The organism is Arthrobacter sp. BC5 (assembly GCF_056680255.1).
Map to the genome: position 1 here is coordinate 12,125 of NZ_JBWXPX010000003.1, position 16,314 is coordinate 28,438.

Below are 16,314 nucleotides of genomic sequence, written 5' to 3' on the forward strand. Positions count from 1 at the left end.
TATGGCACATAAACACATAGCTTGCTCTGCAGGTGGTTGAGAACGCGCTTCCCGGCGGGGTGTGCCGGGTCGGGTGTTCTATCTTTCGGGAGACGCTTCGCGTCTGAATTGATTCTCACGGCTGCGCCGTTCCGTTTCGGCTTGTGAATGTACTGTCCGCCCTTCTCTTGGCAAGGCTCCAAGGACGGCTTTCGCGGCATATCCTCGCTCCGCTCCGGTATTCCACGGTCCGACCTCTCCACCTTGCCAATTCACTTCGCGTCCAAGTGATGACGGCGTTGCCGAAAGGAACGCAGGGCAAAGATGAAAGAGGGACTCATGGTAGGCGCGATGATGAAACCTGCGGACGTGGCCGAGTTGTACGGAGTGACAAACCAGGAGCTTGCTCAGTGGCGGCGGGCCAACTTGGGACCGCCCTACTTCACACTGGGACGAAACACCGTCCGATATGATTCCGGCGATATTGAGGACTGGTTCAACGATCCCGTTAATGGGTACCTCCACGACTACCCTGCCGGCCGATAAAGGCTGTGTCTCGTGACGCTCGTCCGTGCACGGCGTTAGGGTGATGAGCATGGCTACCATCGACCTCGAAACCACCAAAGACCAGGCGCGCAAACTCCTCGACTCCCGCATCGAATCTGTCACCGACCTGGTGATCGCACGCAAGCGCGTAGACGAGCTGCGCCAGCAGCTCGCCGATGCCGAACGTGAAGACAAGAAGGCGTACGTCCGAGCAACGAAGGACGGATGGAGTGAGGACGAACTGAAGAAGCTCGGCCTCGAGGTCGGCGGTGTTGCTAAGCGTCGCTCACGGCGCCCTGCCAGCTCTGAGGAAGCAACTTCGCCGGCCCCCAGCACTGCGGCGAACAGCTGACCCTAGACGACGAGAGGGCGGTCCCTACCCGGTAGGAACCGCCCTCCTACTATGTGTGAACCCTAGCGTTCGAATCCACCCGACTGCTCAATATTCCGACCCGACAGATGGCTCGGCCGGGTCTGCGCTCCCGTTCTCTCAGCTGCCTGCCCGGGCTTCGGAGAGTTCGGGAAAGCCATCCGCATATGGCGCTTCAGTTCCTCCAGTTCAGGGGTGAGCGTTGTCTGTGCGGCATCTTCTCCACGCATCTCACGACTAATCCTCTCGACTTCCCACTTGGCCTTTTCCAGTGCCTCAGTGTGCTTGAACGGCTGCTTCAGTGCGTTCGCCGCGTCGCGGTACTCCTGCCGTGCTTCCTCCAGCTGCCGCTCACGCTTGACCACCTCATCAGGCAGGCGCGTGACTTGATTCTCTAGGCGCTGAATGACCCCGACAGTCGGGAAGAGAGCGTCATTGCGTTTGAGCTCCACCGCGACGCCAGGCGCGCCCTCGATCTGCAACTCAACACGAGATGCGCCCATCTCGACCATGTTCGCCTGGCCCTGCACGAACCTGATGTCGTGACCACCAATGGATGCCATCACACCAAGGTCCTTCGACCCCTGGATAGGGGGTCGTCCTGCTGCGTTCCTGTCCGCCCACGTGCGCAGCGCTTCCACTGCGTCAGTGCGCTTGTCGACGGTCCTACCGTTGATGGTCATGCGGAACGCGTCGCATCCAACATCGGGGCTTGTGCGTGCGGCGGCCTCCTTCAGCGCGGGCAGTTCAGCGACCAATGCGCGACCTCGGACGAGTGAGCTGTCCTTGCGCCGGCTGAGCGCTGCCTGGTTGCGGTGCCAAGCACGCTCGAGGCGCTGCAGTCGGGTCAGCTCCTGGTCGGCTTTGGACTTCTCCAAGATCAACGGATTGCCGCTGGAGATTGCTTTGACTTCCGCAAAGGACAGGGTGCTGTCTCCCACGTCTTCGATTTCTCGGACGTCGAGGCGGCCGCGCATGATCTGGTCGATGAACTTGCTCTTGCGCTCCAGCGTCTGCCACATAAAAGTGTCGAACGATCCCTTGGTGACCACCTGTGAGATGGCCACTTCGGGGTTTTGGTTTCCCTGTCGGATGATACGGCCGTGGCGTTGCGCGACGTCGGCCGGCCGCCATGGCGCGTCGAGGTCGACCAGGTGAACGGCACGGGCCTGCATGTTCGTACCCGTACCCATCTTCTGGGTCGATCCGACCAGCACCGCGACGTCCCCTGTCCGGCAGGCCGCAAACAGCCGGCCCTTCTCGGCGTCGTTCTTGGCTTCGTGCATGAACCGGATTTTCTCTGCTGGAACCCCACGCTGCACCAGGTCCTCACGCAGCTGCCCGTACACGTTCCAGTTGTCCGACGGTGTGCCGAGGTCGCAGAACACGATCTGCAAGGCGCCTGGTGTGGGGTGTGGTTCCTTCGTCGCCGGGTCGTCGTAGATGCGGTCCTTGTTCTCCTCGTAGACCTTCGCTAGGAGGTCCGCTGTCGCACTGATCTTCGTCTCCCCGATGAGTACATTGAGGTCGGGGTCGACCAGGCGCATGTCCAGGGCAGCCTTCCGGCCGTCCGTGGAAATCTTCAGCATGTTGTCCTCGGTCGGATCGACCAGGCGGGCCTGGATCTTCTCGGCGCGGTCAGCAATATCCGCGATGTACGCCTCGAGCTCGATGGTCGGTTCCACCGCCACCATGCGCGGCAGCCGTCGTTCGTCGTCGCGCTGCTCGATATCGGGGACCGGCAGCTGCAGGTCCTCAGCGGTCTTCACGTCCGCGAAAGTGTGGAACATCTTCAGCAGCTCGGGCACGTTCTGGAACTTCGAGAACCGTTCCTTCATCTTGAAGCTGTCACCGCCGGCGACGGTCATCTCCATCTCGGTAACAACCTGACCGAAGGTCGCAGCCCACGTGTCGAAGTCATTGATGCCGGCCTGCTCCAACAGGTCTGGGCGCAGGTAGCGCTGCATGACGTACATCTCGGTGACGCTGTTGGCGATCGGCGTCGCCGTCGCGCCGGTCATCACCCTGTCACCGTGCGTGTCGCGGAGGTACTCGACCTTCGCGTGTAGGTCTGAGGCGCGGTTGGATCCGTCAATCGCCGCGTCCTGGATGTTCGAGGTCGTTGCGAGGTTCTTGAAGTCGTGGAGCTCGTCCACGATGAGGTAGTCGATGCCCGTCTGCTCGAACGTGATGCCAGGATCGACGGGAGAGTCGAGAAGGCGCTTCATCTTCTCTTCCTCGGACTGCAGGCGGGCCTCGAGCTTCTTGACGCTCATCGCTTTGCCGCCACTTGCGAGTGCACGCTCCTTCGCGGCCAGAATCTCCTGGCGCTTGCGATCAATCTCGCGGGAAAGGTACTCGGCTTGAGACTCAGACGATAAGGACACGCGTTCGAATGCGGTGCGGGTCATGATGACCGCGTCCCAGTCGTTCGCGGCCGCGCGGGCCACGAACTGTCGGCGCTTGTCGCCGGCGAGGTCAGCTGAGGATGCGGCGAGGATCTGCGCCTGGGGGTAGATCTGCAGCCACTCGCGAGCGAACTGATCAAGCATGTGGTTCGGTACGACGACGGCAGGTTTCCGGGCCATGCCAAGTCGTCGCAATTCCATGGAACCCATGACCATCTCAGCGGTCTTGCCCGCCCCGACCTCGTGGAAGAGGCCGACAGATGGCTCGGAAATCATGCGCGCTACGGCGGCGCGTTGGTGCGGTTGTGGGGTCCAGTCCTTGACGAGCCCGGGCAGGGTGAGGCGTTCACCTTCCACGGTGTAGTCGCGCAACACGAGCGAGTTGAACCTGCGGTTGTATTCGTCTGTGAGGGCGATGGCGCGGTCTGCGTCCTCCCACACCCACTCCGCGAACCGGTCCTGCATCAGCTGGGCCTTTTCCTGCGCGGATGCTGTCTCGACGGGGTTGAGGATGCGTCGCTGGCTTTCGGGGTCGGGATCCGGATCCGTGACCTGGACGCGCTTTTGCTCGAGCAGGCACTTGAAGATTTCGCCCGCAGGCATCCGCTCGGTACCCCAGTCGTTGCGGACGGTGAAGCTGTGCCTGTTGACCTGGACGTCCCAGTTCGCCCCTGTCACCCTGTCCACGCGTGCTTGCCGATCGCGCGTGATGGTTTGCAGGAACTCCTGATGCACGTCGGCCGAGATCCAGATGGACCCGATTCGGGCCTCAATCTCATCTGCACCCAGCGGCAGAGGCATGGCAGCTTTGAGGTCCTCGACGTTGCGCAGGAACCGTTCGTCCTCTGCCGCGGCGACCGTGGCGACGTCAAGCTTCTCCCGAATGTTGCCGCTGAGGTACTCGGCACGTGTTTCCATAACGCCTGGCTCACCCGGTATGTCGTAGACCAAGTCCCCCAGTGCGTCTCTGGCCGCTGCTGGGTCGACGCCGAGCAGACTGGCTACTTCGGTGAGGTCGACTTCGCCCCGGGTGTCGAGGGTGACGGCAAGGGCCTCGGCTGGGGTGTCGACGCCTCGGATGGGTTGGCGTGGCTGGACCTGGCGGCCTCGCTGCAGTGCTGCCGGGATCGCGGCCTGGCTGGCTTCATCGAAGCGCTCCAAAGCCGGGACGATCGGCCCGAAGGGGTCATTGCGCAAGAGTGCTACCGCCTTCGGCGTGACCCTGGCCATGATGTCCTCGCCGGCGCCGTTGACCTTCCCGGTGCGACGCTCGGAGAACCGGTTGATCGGACCGTAGGTGTCCACGTAGGTGCGGTAGGAGTCGCGCAGGTTGGTGCGTTCGGCGTCGAGCTCCGGGGTGTCCTCCACGTTGCTCGCCTCAATGGTGAGCACGGAGCGGGCGAGGTCGCGCAGCCGTAGCAGGGACCGCAGTTCTCGTGCCTGGGTTGCGGGGACCTTCAGCGGGGCGATTGATCCGTCGATGTCGACCTGGCGGAAGGTGCCGTCCGGTTCGGACATGATGTGTCCGACCTGGAGTTGCTTGCCTGCAGGGACGATGGCTACGGACTCGATGGTCTGCCCGGGCTGACGCTCTGCGGCTCCCCTGCCGGCGTCGACAGCGGTGAGGGCGATGTCCTGCAACTGGTTGTGCAGCTGCTCCGGTACGGCGGACAGGTCCTCGTTGCGCACAGTGAGCGTCGCTGACCCATACATGCCGTTACCCACCACGGGCTCACCCAGCACCCGCTGCGGGTTCTCGATGAAGTAGGCGTTCATCCGGGCTACGTCCTGGCTCGCGTCGAGCAGTACATCCTGCGCGGCGTTCTGGTCGTCGCCCTGAGACAGGACGCGCGATTCCAGCCACTGCGAGTTGAGCGGTTCCTCGCCTGGGAGTCGTTTGCGGAAGATCAGCACGTCGGTGAGGGCGTCGGTGCCAGCGGCGCGACGATGCGCACCGGTTGGCAGGCGGACCGCGCCGAGCAGGTCGGCTGTCTCGTAGATTTCGCGGCGGGCGGCCGGGTTCTGTGCGTCCATGGTGAACGCGGACGAGATGACGCCGACGACGCCACCGGGTCGGGTGAGGTCCAGGGACTTGATGATGAAGTGGTTGTGCATCGAGTGGTTGCTCGCGTTGTGTCGCGGGTCGTGCAGCCTGGTCTTGGCGAAGGGCACGTTACCGACGGCAGCGTCGAAGTAACCGGCAGGCAGGCGCGTGTCAGCGAAGGACTCGGCGCGGATATCAGCGTCCGGGTAGAGGGCCTGGGAGATGCCCGCGGTGATCGGGTCCAGCTCCACACCAGTCATAGATACGGTCTCGGGTGCGAGGCCGATGAAGGTACCGGCACCGGATCCCGGTTCGAGCACGCGGCCACCCGTGAAGCCGAGAGTGCCCAGGGTCTGCCAGAGTTCCGTGGCGAGGGCGGGGTCGGTGTAGTGGGCGTTGATGACGGTCCGGTTCGCGGCCCGGTACTCGTCCTCGCTCAGCAGCTCGCGCAGCTCGGCGCGGTCGGCTTCGTACTCGGCGCGAGTCTCATCGAACACCTCAGCCACACCTGTGGCACCCCAGCTCCCCCACCGCGCCAGCACGGCGCGCTCCTGTGCGGTGGCTGCCCGATCCTGCTCCTGCAGCTCACGCAGGACGCGCAGCGCAGCGACGTTGGCCTGGAAGCGCGCACGAGCACCGGACGGGGCGAGGTCGTCCTGCCGCACAGGGATGAAGCGGGAGTCCGCTTCAACGGTGGGCTCTAGGACTTCTGGTTGTACTGATCCATCTCGACTTCCCGGTACTCGTTCAGCAGCTCCTGCTGCAACCGAACTATCGAGCGGTGAGTCTCCCAAATCTCTCGCTGCCGACGGTCGACTTCGTCCTCCTCCGTCTCGTCGCCCTCCGTCTCCATCGTCTCCGGCGTCAACATCTCCGCCCGCACGATCTCCTCGGCCTGCATCCTCGAGGCGTTCAGCCGACCCACCTTCTCCAGGTACGTCTCGCCATCCGGATCCGGTCCCGCGATCTGGTACTGCAGCTCCCCCACCTGACGCATCGCTTCCTCTCCCAGCTTCCGGAACCACTCGTCCGGGTCCGGAATCAGGGCGTACTGCGACGGCGCGGTCATCTTCCACGTCTCCTGCGCGAACTTGCCGTACTTGTTCATCGAGAACCTCCTCTGGTGGTGCGAAAAGAAATGCATCTAGGTCGAGAGTTGCTTGTCCATCAATCTGGTTGCGCTTGCGCGATCGCGCCATCTTCGGTCCCCCTGGTGCCGGTGGAAATACTTTCCCCACCGTACCGAGCGCCCGACCCCACTTCGGGGAGGGTTCACATACATCGGCATCGGTCCTCTATTTACGGTTCGCCGGTCCCTTGTAGGCGGCACCAGCGAGACCATCGGTGCGCAGTGCGCGAATGATTGTGGAGCGGTGGACCTTGAACTTCTTGGCGATGGCTTCGACAGTCCACTTCTCCTCCCTGAGCCGTCGCGCTTCCACGACGTCGTGGGGTTGGAGGCGCGGCGGTCGACCGCCCTTCCCCGTCGCGACGGCGAGGCCGGCCTTCGTCCGTTCCCGGATCAGCTCGCGTTCCATCTCCGCGACGCTGGCGATGATGTTGAACATCAGCCGGCCCGAAGCAGTGGTGGTGTCAATGCCCTCACCAAGGGATCGGAACATGATGCCCCGCTCGTGCAGTGAGTCGAGGAGTTCCACGAGGCCGCGCACTGTCCGACCGAGCCGGTCGAGCTTGGTCACCACGAGGGTATTGCCTGGCTGCAGTGCGCGTAGGCACTTCTCCAGCTCGGGTCGCGTCATCGTCGCGCCGGACTTCCCGTGGTCCGCGTAGACGTCATAGCAACCGGCGTCGACCAGCTGACGGGTCTGCGCCTCGAGGTTCTGGTCCGTAGTGGACACGCGGGCGTATCCGATCAGGACCCCGTCAGGCACCAGCCGCGGCTCTTCGACGCCTTCGAGACGTTCCGGTCGTTCCATGTGTCCTCCCCCAGGTCGGAGGGTCGCAGAATCCGTCTCACCCTCGCGTTATGACAGTACACGTTTCGCACTTGGTTAGAGAGCCAAAAAACGCGCGGGTTCGAGTGATGCAAAATGTCAGATTCCGAAGTCGACTGCACTGCCGTCCGAAGTCGTCTGCACTGGCCGGTGTTCGATCAGCGCAGCGGAAAAAACCTCATTTTTGTGTCGTCGTACTCTCACTGATTGTTAGAGCTTGTTGATGCCGATACAGCGTTGCTCGGCTCCACCCGACGAGCTGAAACGTGCACAAGCGCGACTTCGGTCAAAATGGCGCCTGGTGCACAGGACTTCGGACAATCCGGCGACCGCAGTCCCTTGCACTCCGGCCGCCACTCCGCGGTTCCCAGTGCAGTCGACTTCAGAATCTGACAGCTCATCGGCACACTGGCCAAAAACGGGGGTTTACGGCCAGTGCCACATGAGGTCCCTCGCGTACTGCACCTCAGAGCAGTGTCGCGTGATGTCTAGACCCTCGAACGTTTGTGTGGCGAAAGTCGTCAGAGGACCCTTGAACAACGCGATCTCAGGCGACTTACACTGTGGCATTTGGGTGTACCGCAGATAGACACCACCAGACGACATGTTTTACCGGGCGCGGTACTTGTGCGACCGACTCGATACGCGGCCAGCGTCTCTCGCGGATCCAGTCGCCCACCGTAGGGCCTCTGCGGGGTGACGCTGGTAGAACGGAGTATGACTATCGATGCGCTCGAACCTCACCCAATCGTTCGCCTGCTCGACAAGCCCTCGGCCGAGTTCACTGCCGGCGACCTCGTGCGGGCAATCGAACAGCTGGGGCTGCGCCAGGTTAACCTACGCTATGTCGGCGGCGACGGGCGCCTGAAGACCCTGGCCTTCCCCATCAACTCGCGCGACCATCTCATCGAGGTGCTGACGCGGGGCGAGCGCGTGGATGGATCGAGTGTCTTTGCCGGCACCGATGCCGGTGCCAGTGACGTCTACATCGTTCCGCGGCACCGCACCGCTTTCATCAACCCCTTCGGTGAGCGGGACTCGCTCGACGTGTTGTGCTCCTTCTACGACGAGGCGGGCAAACCGCTGCCCTACGCGCGCGAGCAGATTGTGCGCCGCGGCGCCGAGGCGCTGACGCAGGAGACCGGTATGACGCTCGAAGCGTTCGGCGAGTTGGAGTACTACCTCGTCGATGAACCCGAGCGGATCTACCCCGTCGAGGAGGAACGCGGCTATCAGGAGTCAGGACCCTTCTCCAAAGGTGAGCGGGTCCGGGAGCAAGTGCTGGGTCACCTCAGCACCATGGGGGTGGCGTTGAAGTACGCCCACGGGGAGGTCGGCAACATCCTCGAGGACGACCGGCAGCTGGTCCAGCACGAAATCGAACTCCAACCCGTGCCCTTGGCTCAGGCAGCCGACAACCTCGTCCTGGCAAAGTGGGTGGTGCGCGAAGTCGCCTACTCCCACGGTCTGGAGGTGACCTTCGCCCCTCTGGTGAGCAGCAAGGGCGCAGGAAACGGGCTCCACATCCACAGCCGGCTGGTACAAGAAGGTGCCAGCACTATTGTTGGCGAGGAAGGGTTCACCGACACCGGGCGCCGGCTGATCGCTGGCTACCTCTCGGCGGCCAAAGCGTTGACCGCGTTCGGCAACACGGTCCCCACGTCCTACCTGCGGTTCACCGGCGGGGATGAGTCCCCTGAGGGCATCTGCTGGGGTATGAAGGACCGTACCGGCCTGGTTCGGGTTCCACTGGCTTGGGGCGGGGATGTGCTGGCCGACATGATCGCTCACGCCAATCCCGGCAGCACCGAAACCGTTCCCGAGCCTGCCATCCATCCTCAGACCGTCGAGTTTCGACTCGGTGACGGGTCGGCTGATGTGCACCTGCTGCTCGCTGGTATGGCCGTCGCGGCGAAGCGCGGCCTGAGTGATCCCGGGAGCCTGGAGTTGGCCGAGCGGTTGAGCACCACAAACCATGACGACTTCGAGCACCTGCCTACCTCGCGCGCGGAGTCGGCCGACGCGCTCGAGGCTCAGCGCGAGATGTTCGAGGCCGACGGCGTCTTCCCGGGCGAGCTCATCGACGCCTTGCTCGTGGGCCTACGCGACACCGACGACGCCGGACTGATCGGGGAGCCCGCCAAAGACGAGGTTGCTCGTGAAGAGCTTATTCGCCGCCACTGGCATATCGGCTGACCTAGGCCAGCTTTCGGGCCGCACCCACGACCGCACCGACTCCGTCCCATACCCCAGCTGCGAGGCGACCCGCTGCACTATTCCGGCCCCGGTCCCTAACTCCGCCCGCAACGTCCGCATCATCCGGACTGCAGCAGCCTTCTCCTCCGCCGATCATCGGCGACCCATCGATGCCCTCGACACTTGATGTCCTGCCATGACTCTGTCCTCGTTCCCGAGGTCCAGAGCTTTCAAATCTTAAAGCGCTTCATTTAGAACACAAGCGTCCAAAGCCCAGCCGCAGCGAGGCGATGCTTGTTCCCAGAAGTTGACGCGATAGGACGGCGAATCAAGGAAATCTCGGGGCTCAGCATGGACGGTCTCGTATGCGCGCATGCTGAGCACCTTAGGTACCTACACGCTCACAAGCGATGGTTCACAGCACCTTAAAGGGTGTCACCTGTACAGGGTCGTTGGAAGCTGCGTCGCTGCCGAGGTATGAACTGGCAAGTGGATCGCGGGTAACGTCATAAACACGCCCAGCTCGATTATGAGATACTCGTGCAACTCATAATTTCAAGGGGATGGGGTATGGATACGCAGGGTGAGTGGCCCCCAGTCGGGTACGAGGAGCGCAGGTGGGTCCCGAGTGCACATGCTGCCTGGGGTGTGCGTGCGGAGCACGTGGTCGCAGGAATTTACTACCAGTCGGCGGTCGTTGCGCATATTGCGGGACGTGCGCCGTCACCGAGTTCCCATGCCCGCGAGGCGGCCGAGGAGGCCGAGCGTGAACTGACCCGTTTCGACGCGGAACTCGGTAAACGGGTCGCGGCATTCGCTCCTGTGCTGTTGCGCTCGGAGGCAGCGTCGTCGTCGCAGATTGAGAACCTGACCGCGTCGGCTCGGGCTATTTTCAGTGCAGAGCTTGGGGTACGGGGAAGTCGGAACGCCGAAGACATCGCGGCGAATACGCAAGCCATGCGGGCTGCTCTTGACCTGGCCCGTGACCTCTCGGTGGAGTCCGTCAAAAGGTTGCACGCTGTGCTTATGGAGCATCAGCCACGCCACACACCGGGGCAGTGGCGGGATGAACCCGTGTGGATCGGCACGCGTTCGGACAGTCCGGTCGGGGCGTCGTACGTCGCACCTCACAATGAGCACGTAGCGGATCTCATGGGGGACCTCGTGGGTTTCGTGAACGACTTCACGGTGTTGCCGCTGGTGTCTGTTGCTGTGGGGCATGCCCAGTTCGAGACAATCCATCCCTTCAGTGACGGCAACGGGCGAACAGGGCGGGCCCTGGCGCAGTCGATGCTGCGGCACAAAGGAGTAACCAGGAACGTGGCCGTGCCCGTTTCTGCAGGGCTACTTGCCGACGTCGACGGATATCACGCTGCCCTGACGGCCTACCGAGCCGGAGAAGTGGACCCCATAGTTCTCTCCTTCGCCGCCGCGTCGCTGCGTGCTGTCCACAATGCTCGCCAACTGGTGGAGGACATCGACGACATACGGAGAAGCTGGGACCAGCGCCTCAACGCGCGGCGCGACTCGAACGCGTGGAAGCTCCTCGACGTCCTCGCTCGTCGTCCCGTCCTCAACAGCGCCGCCGCCGCTTCAGAGCTCGGCGTGCAGCAGCCGAACGTGTACCCGCCGCTTCGGGCGCTCGTCGAGTCGGGCATCGCGAAATCGAAGGCCGAGCACCAGCTCGGACCCTTCTGGCGTAGCGACGAGGTGCTCGCGGCAATCGACGCATTCGCCGAGCGGGCCGGCCGACGTTCGTCAATGTGAGGCGTACCCCAAATGGGTGCCATCAAGGGTGAGGAAGTCAGCCCTACCGCCAAGAAGCCGTCAGAAAACCGCCACGCCCAAAAAACTCACACTTTTTTGAATGTTGGATGATGAGTGCATGATGAACGATGACCAACTGTCTGCATACCTCGAAGACCACCTGATAGCTGCTGAGTCAGGAGTGCAGCTGTTCATCTCGGCGGAACAGACGTGGAGCAACACGCCCTTCAAAACCACTTTCTCCGGACTGCGGAGCGACATTGCCGCTGATCGGGATGATCTGGTGAAACTGGTGCATCAGCTGGGATACAACCAAGGACCCGTGAAGACTGCTCTGGGATGGTTCGGCGCCCAGATCAGCAAGGCAGGTCCGCTGAACCTGCTGAGAAAAAACCGCGGCATTGCTGGCCAGCTCGAGCTTGAAGCCCTGCAGTCAGCCGTTAACGGTAAGGAGAACCTGTGGGTTTCCCTGCTTGAGCTATCGCGTTGTGATGACCGAATCAGTGCAGCCGATATGCAACGCCTCAAAGACCGCGCAAAGACACAACAGGACCAGCTCGCCCACGTCATGCTGACCACCATCACGGAGCGATTCTCCTCTTTCTGACACCTTGGTGAGATGTAGGCGAGGACTGCGGCCCTTGTGAGTACTTGCATGCGGCACGAAAAGTTGGCAGCCGTCATGCTATGGCATTAAGACCACCACCGGCAGACTTGGTTCTTACGGTGGCGTCAATCCACGGCCTCGGACTGGGTGCGAATGAACTGCCAATCATCGTCTGCCAAAAGGCGGGCTCCAGCTGGCCCACCGGCGTCAACAATTCCGGCTTGAACATGATCCGGAATGTCGGTGGAAGCCTGGTGTTCCCTCAACCACTGCTTCACATCAGTGTCAACACGTGGCCACCACTTCTCAATCTGCGTCGGTTCCATACCGTGCCCCTCTCGTAAACGATTCGATACCCGTTTGCTGTGCTGCTGGCCTGGGCTTTCGTACCGTCAGGTTCATCCCGGGCTCCGGAGGCCGCAAGCCCTTGGGCTGCCGCGTCCCGACCAAGCTCTTGACCTTACGCGTCCTGCTGGGCGAGGACCAGCACAGCTGATGGGTATCAGCTCATGAGGGTGTGTGGAAGGGGGCCGTCCGTGTCGGCATAGTTATGTATGTTCACGGCCTGAACCGTCAACTGTTGTCAGCTGCTGTGGGCCGTCAATCCTGCGCCCTGATGCAATATGGGCTCCGGCGTCGACGATGACCCGCACCAGGTCCGGGTCGTACTCACGGATGAAGTCGGCCTGCCGGTAGATGCCATCCACGTTGCCTTCGGCGAAGCCTTCGCCGTCCTTGCTTTGAAAGGGCGGCAGGACCCTGAGTCCGCCGTTGGTCCGGTCCAGGTCCCACGGACGGTCGTTGGCAAGATGATCATTGATTGACCTGGACTGGTGCTGCTCCACAATCCACACATCGGAGTACCCGCTTCGGTGGAGATTCGACGAAGCAAGGCCAATCATCCGGTATGTGCCGGCAACCGAAAGAGCCGGCTTGGCACGATGATCCGTCAGCATGCCCATCCTGCCACCGGAGCCACACGCCAGGATCAGGGCCAGGACTTTCGGCTGCTTTACACACTCTCCTTCCAACGGTCCGTGCAGCAGACCCCCTCTGCAGTGCGTTAGGGGTTTCTAACCTAACGCTGCGCCCAAGCCACACAAACGACTGCGGGTGGACGAAGCTGTAGGTTGACGATGAGGATTACGCGGACGATGTGAAGGGTGGGGGCATGGGTAGCAATAGGCAGTACACGTGTGTTTCCGGGCTCTTGGTGGGGTTGTTGTGCTGTGGGGTGCTCGCCGGGTGTGGGATGGCCATGCCATCTGATCCTGATGGAACTCTTGAGCGCGTGTCCGGGCGGACGATGCGGGTTGGAGTGACAGACAACGGCGAATGGGTGCGCTTGGAGCAGGGCCAGAATCCGACCGGTAGCGAGCCGGACCTTGTCCGGGGCTTTGCCGATTCTCTGGGCGCGGAGCCTCGCTGGATTTCCGGCAGTGAACAGGAGCTCGTCAAGAGCCTGAAGGATGGCGACGTCGACGTTGTCGTCGGCGGGATCACCGATGACACTCCGTGGTCGACAGACGCTGGGATGACCCGCCCCTACACCGAGAGCACTGATGAACAGGGAAAAACGGAGAAACACGTGATGCTCGTGCCCTTAGGTGAGAACGCGTTCCTCCTGGAACTCGATACGTTCCTGCTCGAGCAGGAATCCGCATCATGACCGCCCGCAGCAAAAATCCCGAACACGGACACCCCCAAGACGGCCGGGACCATGGCAATGACGGGAACACCGGAAAGGGTGGAAACGGTGGAAGCGGAGGGAACCAGGCACGGTTCGGGCACACAACGCTGCCTGCCGAACAGGAACAGGCCCTGCGCAGGGGCGTGAAGTTTGAATGGATTACCCTGGCTTTCCTGACCGTGTCGACCGGCCTGGTGTACCTGGTGCTGGGAAACTCTCAGGCCATGAAAGCCGCCTGGATCGAGGACCTGCTCTCTTTCCTGCCCCCGATCGCTTTCCTGGTCGCGACCCGAATCATCCGGCGCCGGCCGTCCGAGCGGCACCCCTATGGATACCACCGTGCTGTTGGGGTTGCACACCTGGTGGCCGCAGTCGCCCTGACGGTGATGGGCGGGTATTTGATCGTCGATTCCGGGCTGGGACTGGTCACCGGTGAGCATCCCACCATCGGCGGTATTGAACTGTTCGGGCAGACGTTCTGGCTGGGCTGGCTCATGATCGCGGCCATGATCCTGACCGCCGCCCCGCCGGTGTATCTCGGTCGGGTGAAGATGAAGCTTGCCAGGACCCTGCACGACAAGGTTCTGTACGCGGACGCTGACATGAACAAGGCCGACTGGATGACAGCCCTGGCCGCAGCGGTCGGGGTGGCCGGCATCGGCATCGGGTGGTGGTGGGCTGACGCCGTGGCCGCATTGGTCATATCTATCAGCATCCTGCGCGACGGCATCAAGAACCTCCGCGGGGCGGTAGCGAACCTCATGGACGCCCGCGCCACTACCTACGACGGAACCGGGCCGGACCCCCTCACTCACAGCATCGATGACTACCTGCAGGGGCTGGACTGGGTGGGCGCCGCTCGCTCACGCATCCGCGACCAGGGCCATGTGTTCCATGTCGAGTCTTTCGTGGTTCCCGCAGGTAAGACCCGGCCGGAGCACCGTTGTCTGATGTGATCGACGCCAATGCAGGTCAGCACGAGACCGGCGAGCCCCAGCGGCAGCACCTGCACCACGCACGCCGCAATGAGGACAATAACTCCCACGACAACTGTTAGCTCAGGCAGCAGAATGCGTAACGAAGCAGGAGGGAGGGTCATAATCCACGACTCGTCCTCCTCGCCCCTGACAGGAGCGCTGGGAAAATCATCTGCAAGAGCCCGTTCCAGTTCGTTCCACGCGCGGTGTTCATCTTTCGACAGTGACATCGGCAATCTCCCGGTTAGTGCAGCAAAGGAACACGGTTTCGAGCAGAACCTGATATGCCTCTCTAGTCCACCGCCGTCGCCCGCCAAGTCACAAGGAGAATTCAAAAATCTACATTGTTGACCGTACTGAGTTGACCGCCCTGCGCGAATCGCGACGCTTGCCCTGACCGCCCACCTTCATGGACTGCCACCGAAAGCCAAAGCAGCACTGGTTCCATCCGTCCGGATGACTGACGATGAAACCCGTTTTTCCTTCGTCCCAAGAAGGAGCACATTTTGTCAGCATCAATCCGGCTGACTCCGCACGTGAAGTGCCCACGTTCTGAGGTGCAACACCCATGACCGGTAGTGTCCCGCAATGAATGTTCGGGGCACTACCGGCCGTAAGAGCCAAGCGACGACTGCGCTGGTGCGGAGGGTTACTTTGCCAGGAACCGGATCAGTGCTTCATTCCACTCGTCGGGGTGGCTGACGTTGCACCCGTGCGGTGCCCCTGGGATGACATGTAGGTCGCTGCCGAGCAGGGTTGCGTGGGTGCGCTGGCCGGATCCCTCGAAGGGGACGGTCGCATCACCGTCGCCGTGCAGGACGAGTGCGGGAACAGTGACCTTCAGCAGGTCATCACGGAAGTCTGTTCCCCCGAAGGCGGCCATGCATGCCAAAGCGGCCTTTTTGTTTGCCTGCTTGCACAGGGCCAGGGCTTCCTGGCGCTGCTGTTCGCTGACTTTCAGCTCTCCGTTGACGGAGAAAAACTCGCGGGTGAACCCGTCATAGAACTCGTCCTCGTCCTTTGTGAGGTCGGCCGTCATTTTCGCGGCTTCCTTCTTCGTGAGCGGGCCGTCAGGGTTGTCGTGGGATTGCATCATGTACGGCGGGACGGCGGAGGCGAACACCACGCTGCGCAGCCGTTCCGTACCGTACTTACTAAAGTAACGGGCCACCTCTCCCCCACCCATTGAGAAACCAACCAAGGTAACGTCCGTCAATTGAAGTTGCTCGAGCAGGGCGTGCAAATCCTCGGTCAAAGTGTCATATGTGTAACCGGTCAGCGGCTTGTCGCTGCGCCCGAATCCACGCCGGTCGTAGGTAATGACCCGGTAGCCGGCTGCCTGCAGGGCAGGGATCTGCGCTGTGAACGCCTCCCCGGACAACGGCCACCCGTGAATGAGGACGACGGGCCTGCCTGACCCTCCGGTGTCATCCACGTGCAGATTGGTGTCCTTGAACAGTCCGTGATGTGCAGTAATTTCCGTCATGGTTTAGCCTCCACTATCGGCCGTGGGATCGACCCCCGGTAGCTGGGTTGCATCCAGTTGAACCCACCCTAACCATTCGTCAGCCGACTGTCGTTCGGATGGCCCGCTCCTTCATCCGACATCGAGTAATTGGGCATCACGCACTCGGTATCACGCACTCGGTGTCATCGGATCGCGTGCGATGCGGAGGTGAGTGGATTGCCCTTAATCACGGCTGCTGCCCGTCAAGGAAGGGCGGCAGGCGCACACTGCGTTGACCCTGCACCGTGCACCCTGAAGACTGCACAGT

At 62.2% G+C, this 16,314-nt stretch carries 12 protein-coding genes and 2 pseudogenes; 6 read left to right on the forward strand and 8 right to left on the reverse strand.

Annotated elements, in window-relative coordinates; all coding sequences use genetic code 11:
- Nucleotides 1-574 precede the first annotated feature (574 nt).
- Entirely contained in the window at nt 575-877 is a 303-nt protein-coding gene (locus tag AC1MFI_RS18975; protein ID WP_479821308.1) for a hypothetical protein, read from the forward strand.
- A gap of 62 nt (nt 878-939) precedes the next feature.
- Here AC1MFI_RS18975 and AC1MFI_RS18980 read toward each other — a convergent pair whose 3' ends face one another.
- The 3 genes from AC1MFI_RS18980 to AC1MFI_RS18990 all read right to left on the reverse strand — a co-directional run bounded on the left by AC1MFI_RS18980 (nt 940) and on the right by AC1MFI_RS18990 (nt 7,284).
- Nucleotides 940-6,012 carry a helicase-related protein gene (locus AC1MFI_RS18980; RefSeq protein ID WP_479821310.1) on the reverse strand — a complete coding sequence of 1,691 codons (5,073 nt, stop codon included), beginning with the start codon at nt 6,010-6,012 and terminating at the stop codon, nt 940-942.
- Nucleotides 6,013-6,047: 35 nt separating this feature from the next.
- On the reverse strand, nt 6,048-6,455 hold the full coding sequence (locus tag AC1MFI_RS18985) for a TnpV protein (protein ID WP_479821311.1): 408 nt from the start codon (nt 6,453-6,455) through the stop codon (nt 6,048-6,050).
- A gap of 187 nt (nt 6,456-6,642) precedes the next feature.
- A complete protein-coding gene (locus AC1MFI_RS18990) occupies nt 6,643-7,284 on the reverse strand; it encodes a recombinase family protein (RefSeq protein ID WP_479821312.1) in 642 nt (213 codons plus the stop codon).
- Between the two features lie 735 nt (nt 7,285-8,019).
- On the opposite strand from AC1MFI_RS18990, the gene AC1MFI_RS18995 reads away from it, so the two are divergent.
- Nucleotides 8,020-9,498, forward strand: a complete 1,479-nt coding sequence (locus tag AC1MFI_RS18995) for a glutamine synthetase beta-grasp domain-containing protein (protein ID WP_479821313.1) — start codon at nt 8,020-8,022, stop codon at nt 9,496-9,498.
- An 18-nt stretch (nt 9,499-9,516) separates the two neighbouring features.
- Here the strand turns inward: AC1MFI_RS18995 and AC1MFI_RS19000 are convergent.
- Nucleotides 9,517-9,651 (reverse strand): annotated as a pseudogene (locus AC1MFI_RS19000) (IS3 family transposase); the annotation flags it as partial.
- Nucleotides 9,652-10,161: 510 nt separating this feature from the next.
- On the opposite strand from AC1MFI_RS19000, the gene AC1MFI_RS19005 reads away from it, so the two are divergent.
- Nucleotides 10,162-11,265, forward strand: a complete 1,104-nt coding sequence (locus tag AC1MFI_RS19005; protein ID WP_479821314.1) for a Fic family protein — start codon at nt 10,162-10,164, stop codon at nt 11,263-11,265.
- Nucleotides 11,266-11,383: 118 nt separating this feature from the next.
- The gene (locus AC1MFI_RS19010) at nt 11,384-11,872 is read left to right on the forward strand and encodes a hypothetical protein (RefSeq protein ID WP_479821315.1); all 489 of its coding nucleotides are present in this window, start codon (nt 11,384-11,386) and stop codon (nt 11,870-11,872) included.
- Nucleotides 11,873-11,997: 125 nt separating this feature from the next.
- Here the strand turns inward: AC1MFI_RS19010 and AC1MFI_RS19015 are convergent, their stop codons facing one another.
- Both AC1MFI_RS19015 and AC1MFI_RS19020 read right to left on the reverse strand, forming a co-directional pair.
- Entirely contained in the window at nt 11,998-12,198 is a 201-nt protein-coding gene (locus AC1MFI_RS19015; RefSeq protein ID WP_479821316.1) for a hypothetical protein, read from the reverse strand.
- A gap of 222 nt (nt 12,199-12,420) precedes the next feature.
- Nucleotides 12,421-12,903 carry a sugar phosphate nucleotidyltransferase gene (locus tag AC1MFI_RS19020; protein ID WP_479821317.1) on the reverse strand — a complete coding sequence of 161 codons (483 nt, stop codon included), beginning with the start codon at nt 12,901-12,903 and terminating at the stop codon, nt 12,421-12,423.
- Between the two features lie 227 nt (nt 12,904-13,130).
- On the opposite strand from AC1MFI_RS19020, the gene AC1MFI_RS19025 reads away from it, so the two are divergent.
- Nucleotides 13,131-13,541 carry a transporter substrate-binding domain-containing protein gene (locus AC1MFI_RS19025; RefSeq protein WP_479821318.1) on the forward strand — a complete coding sequence of 137 codons (411 nt, stop codon included), beginning with the start codon at nt 13,131-13,133 and terminating at the stop codon, nt 13,539-13,541.
- The gene (locus AC1MFI_RS19030; protein ID WP_479821319.1) at nt 13,538-14,518 is read left to right on the forward strand and encodes a cation diffusion facilitator family transporter; all 981 of its coding nucleotides are present in this window, start codon (nt 13,538-13,540) and stop codon (nt 14,516-14,518) included. Before AC1MFI_RS19025 ends, AC1MFI_RS19030 begins: the two co-directional genes overlap by 4 nt.
- A gap of 14 nt (nt 14,519-14,532) precedes the next feature.
- Here AC1MFI_RS19030 and AC1MFI_RS19035 read toward each other — a convergent pair.
- Together AC1MFI_RS19035 and AC1MFI_RS19040 are read right to left on the reverse strand one after the other, a co-directional pair.
- Nucleotides 14,533-14,769: pseudogene (locus AC1MFI_RS19035) on the reverse strand (DUF3040 domain-containing protein); the annotation flags it as partial.
- A gap of 419 nt (nt 14,770-15,188) precedes the next feature.
- Complete coding sequence (locus tag AC1MFI_RS19040) at nt 15,189-16,025, reverse strand: alpha/beta fold hydrolase (RefSeq protein WP_479821320.1); 837 nt, start codon at nt 16,023-16,025, stop codon at nt 15,189-15,191.
- Nucleotides 16,026-16,314: the final 289 nt, after the last annotated feature.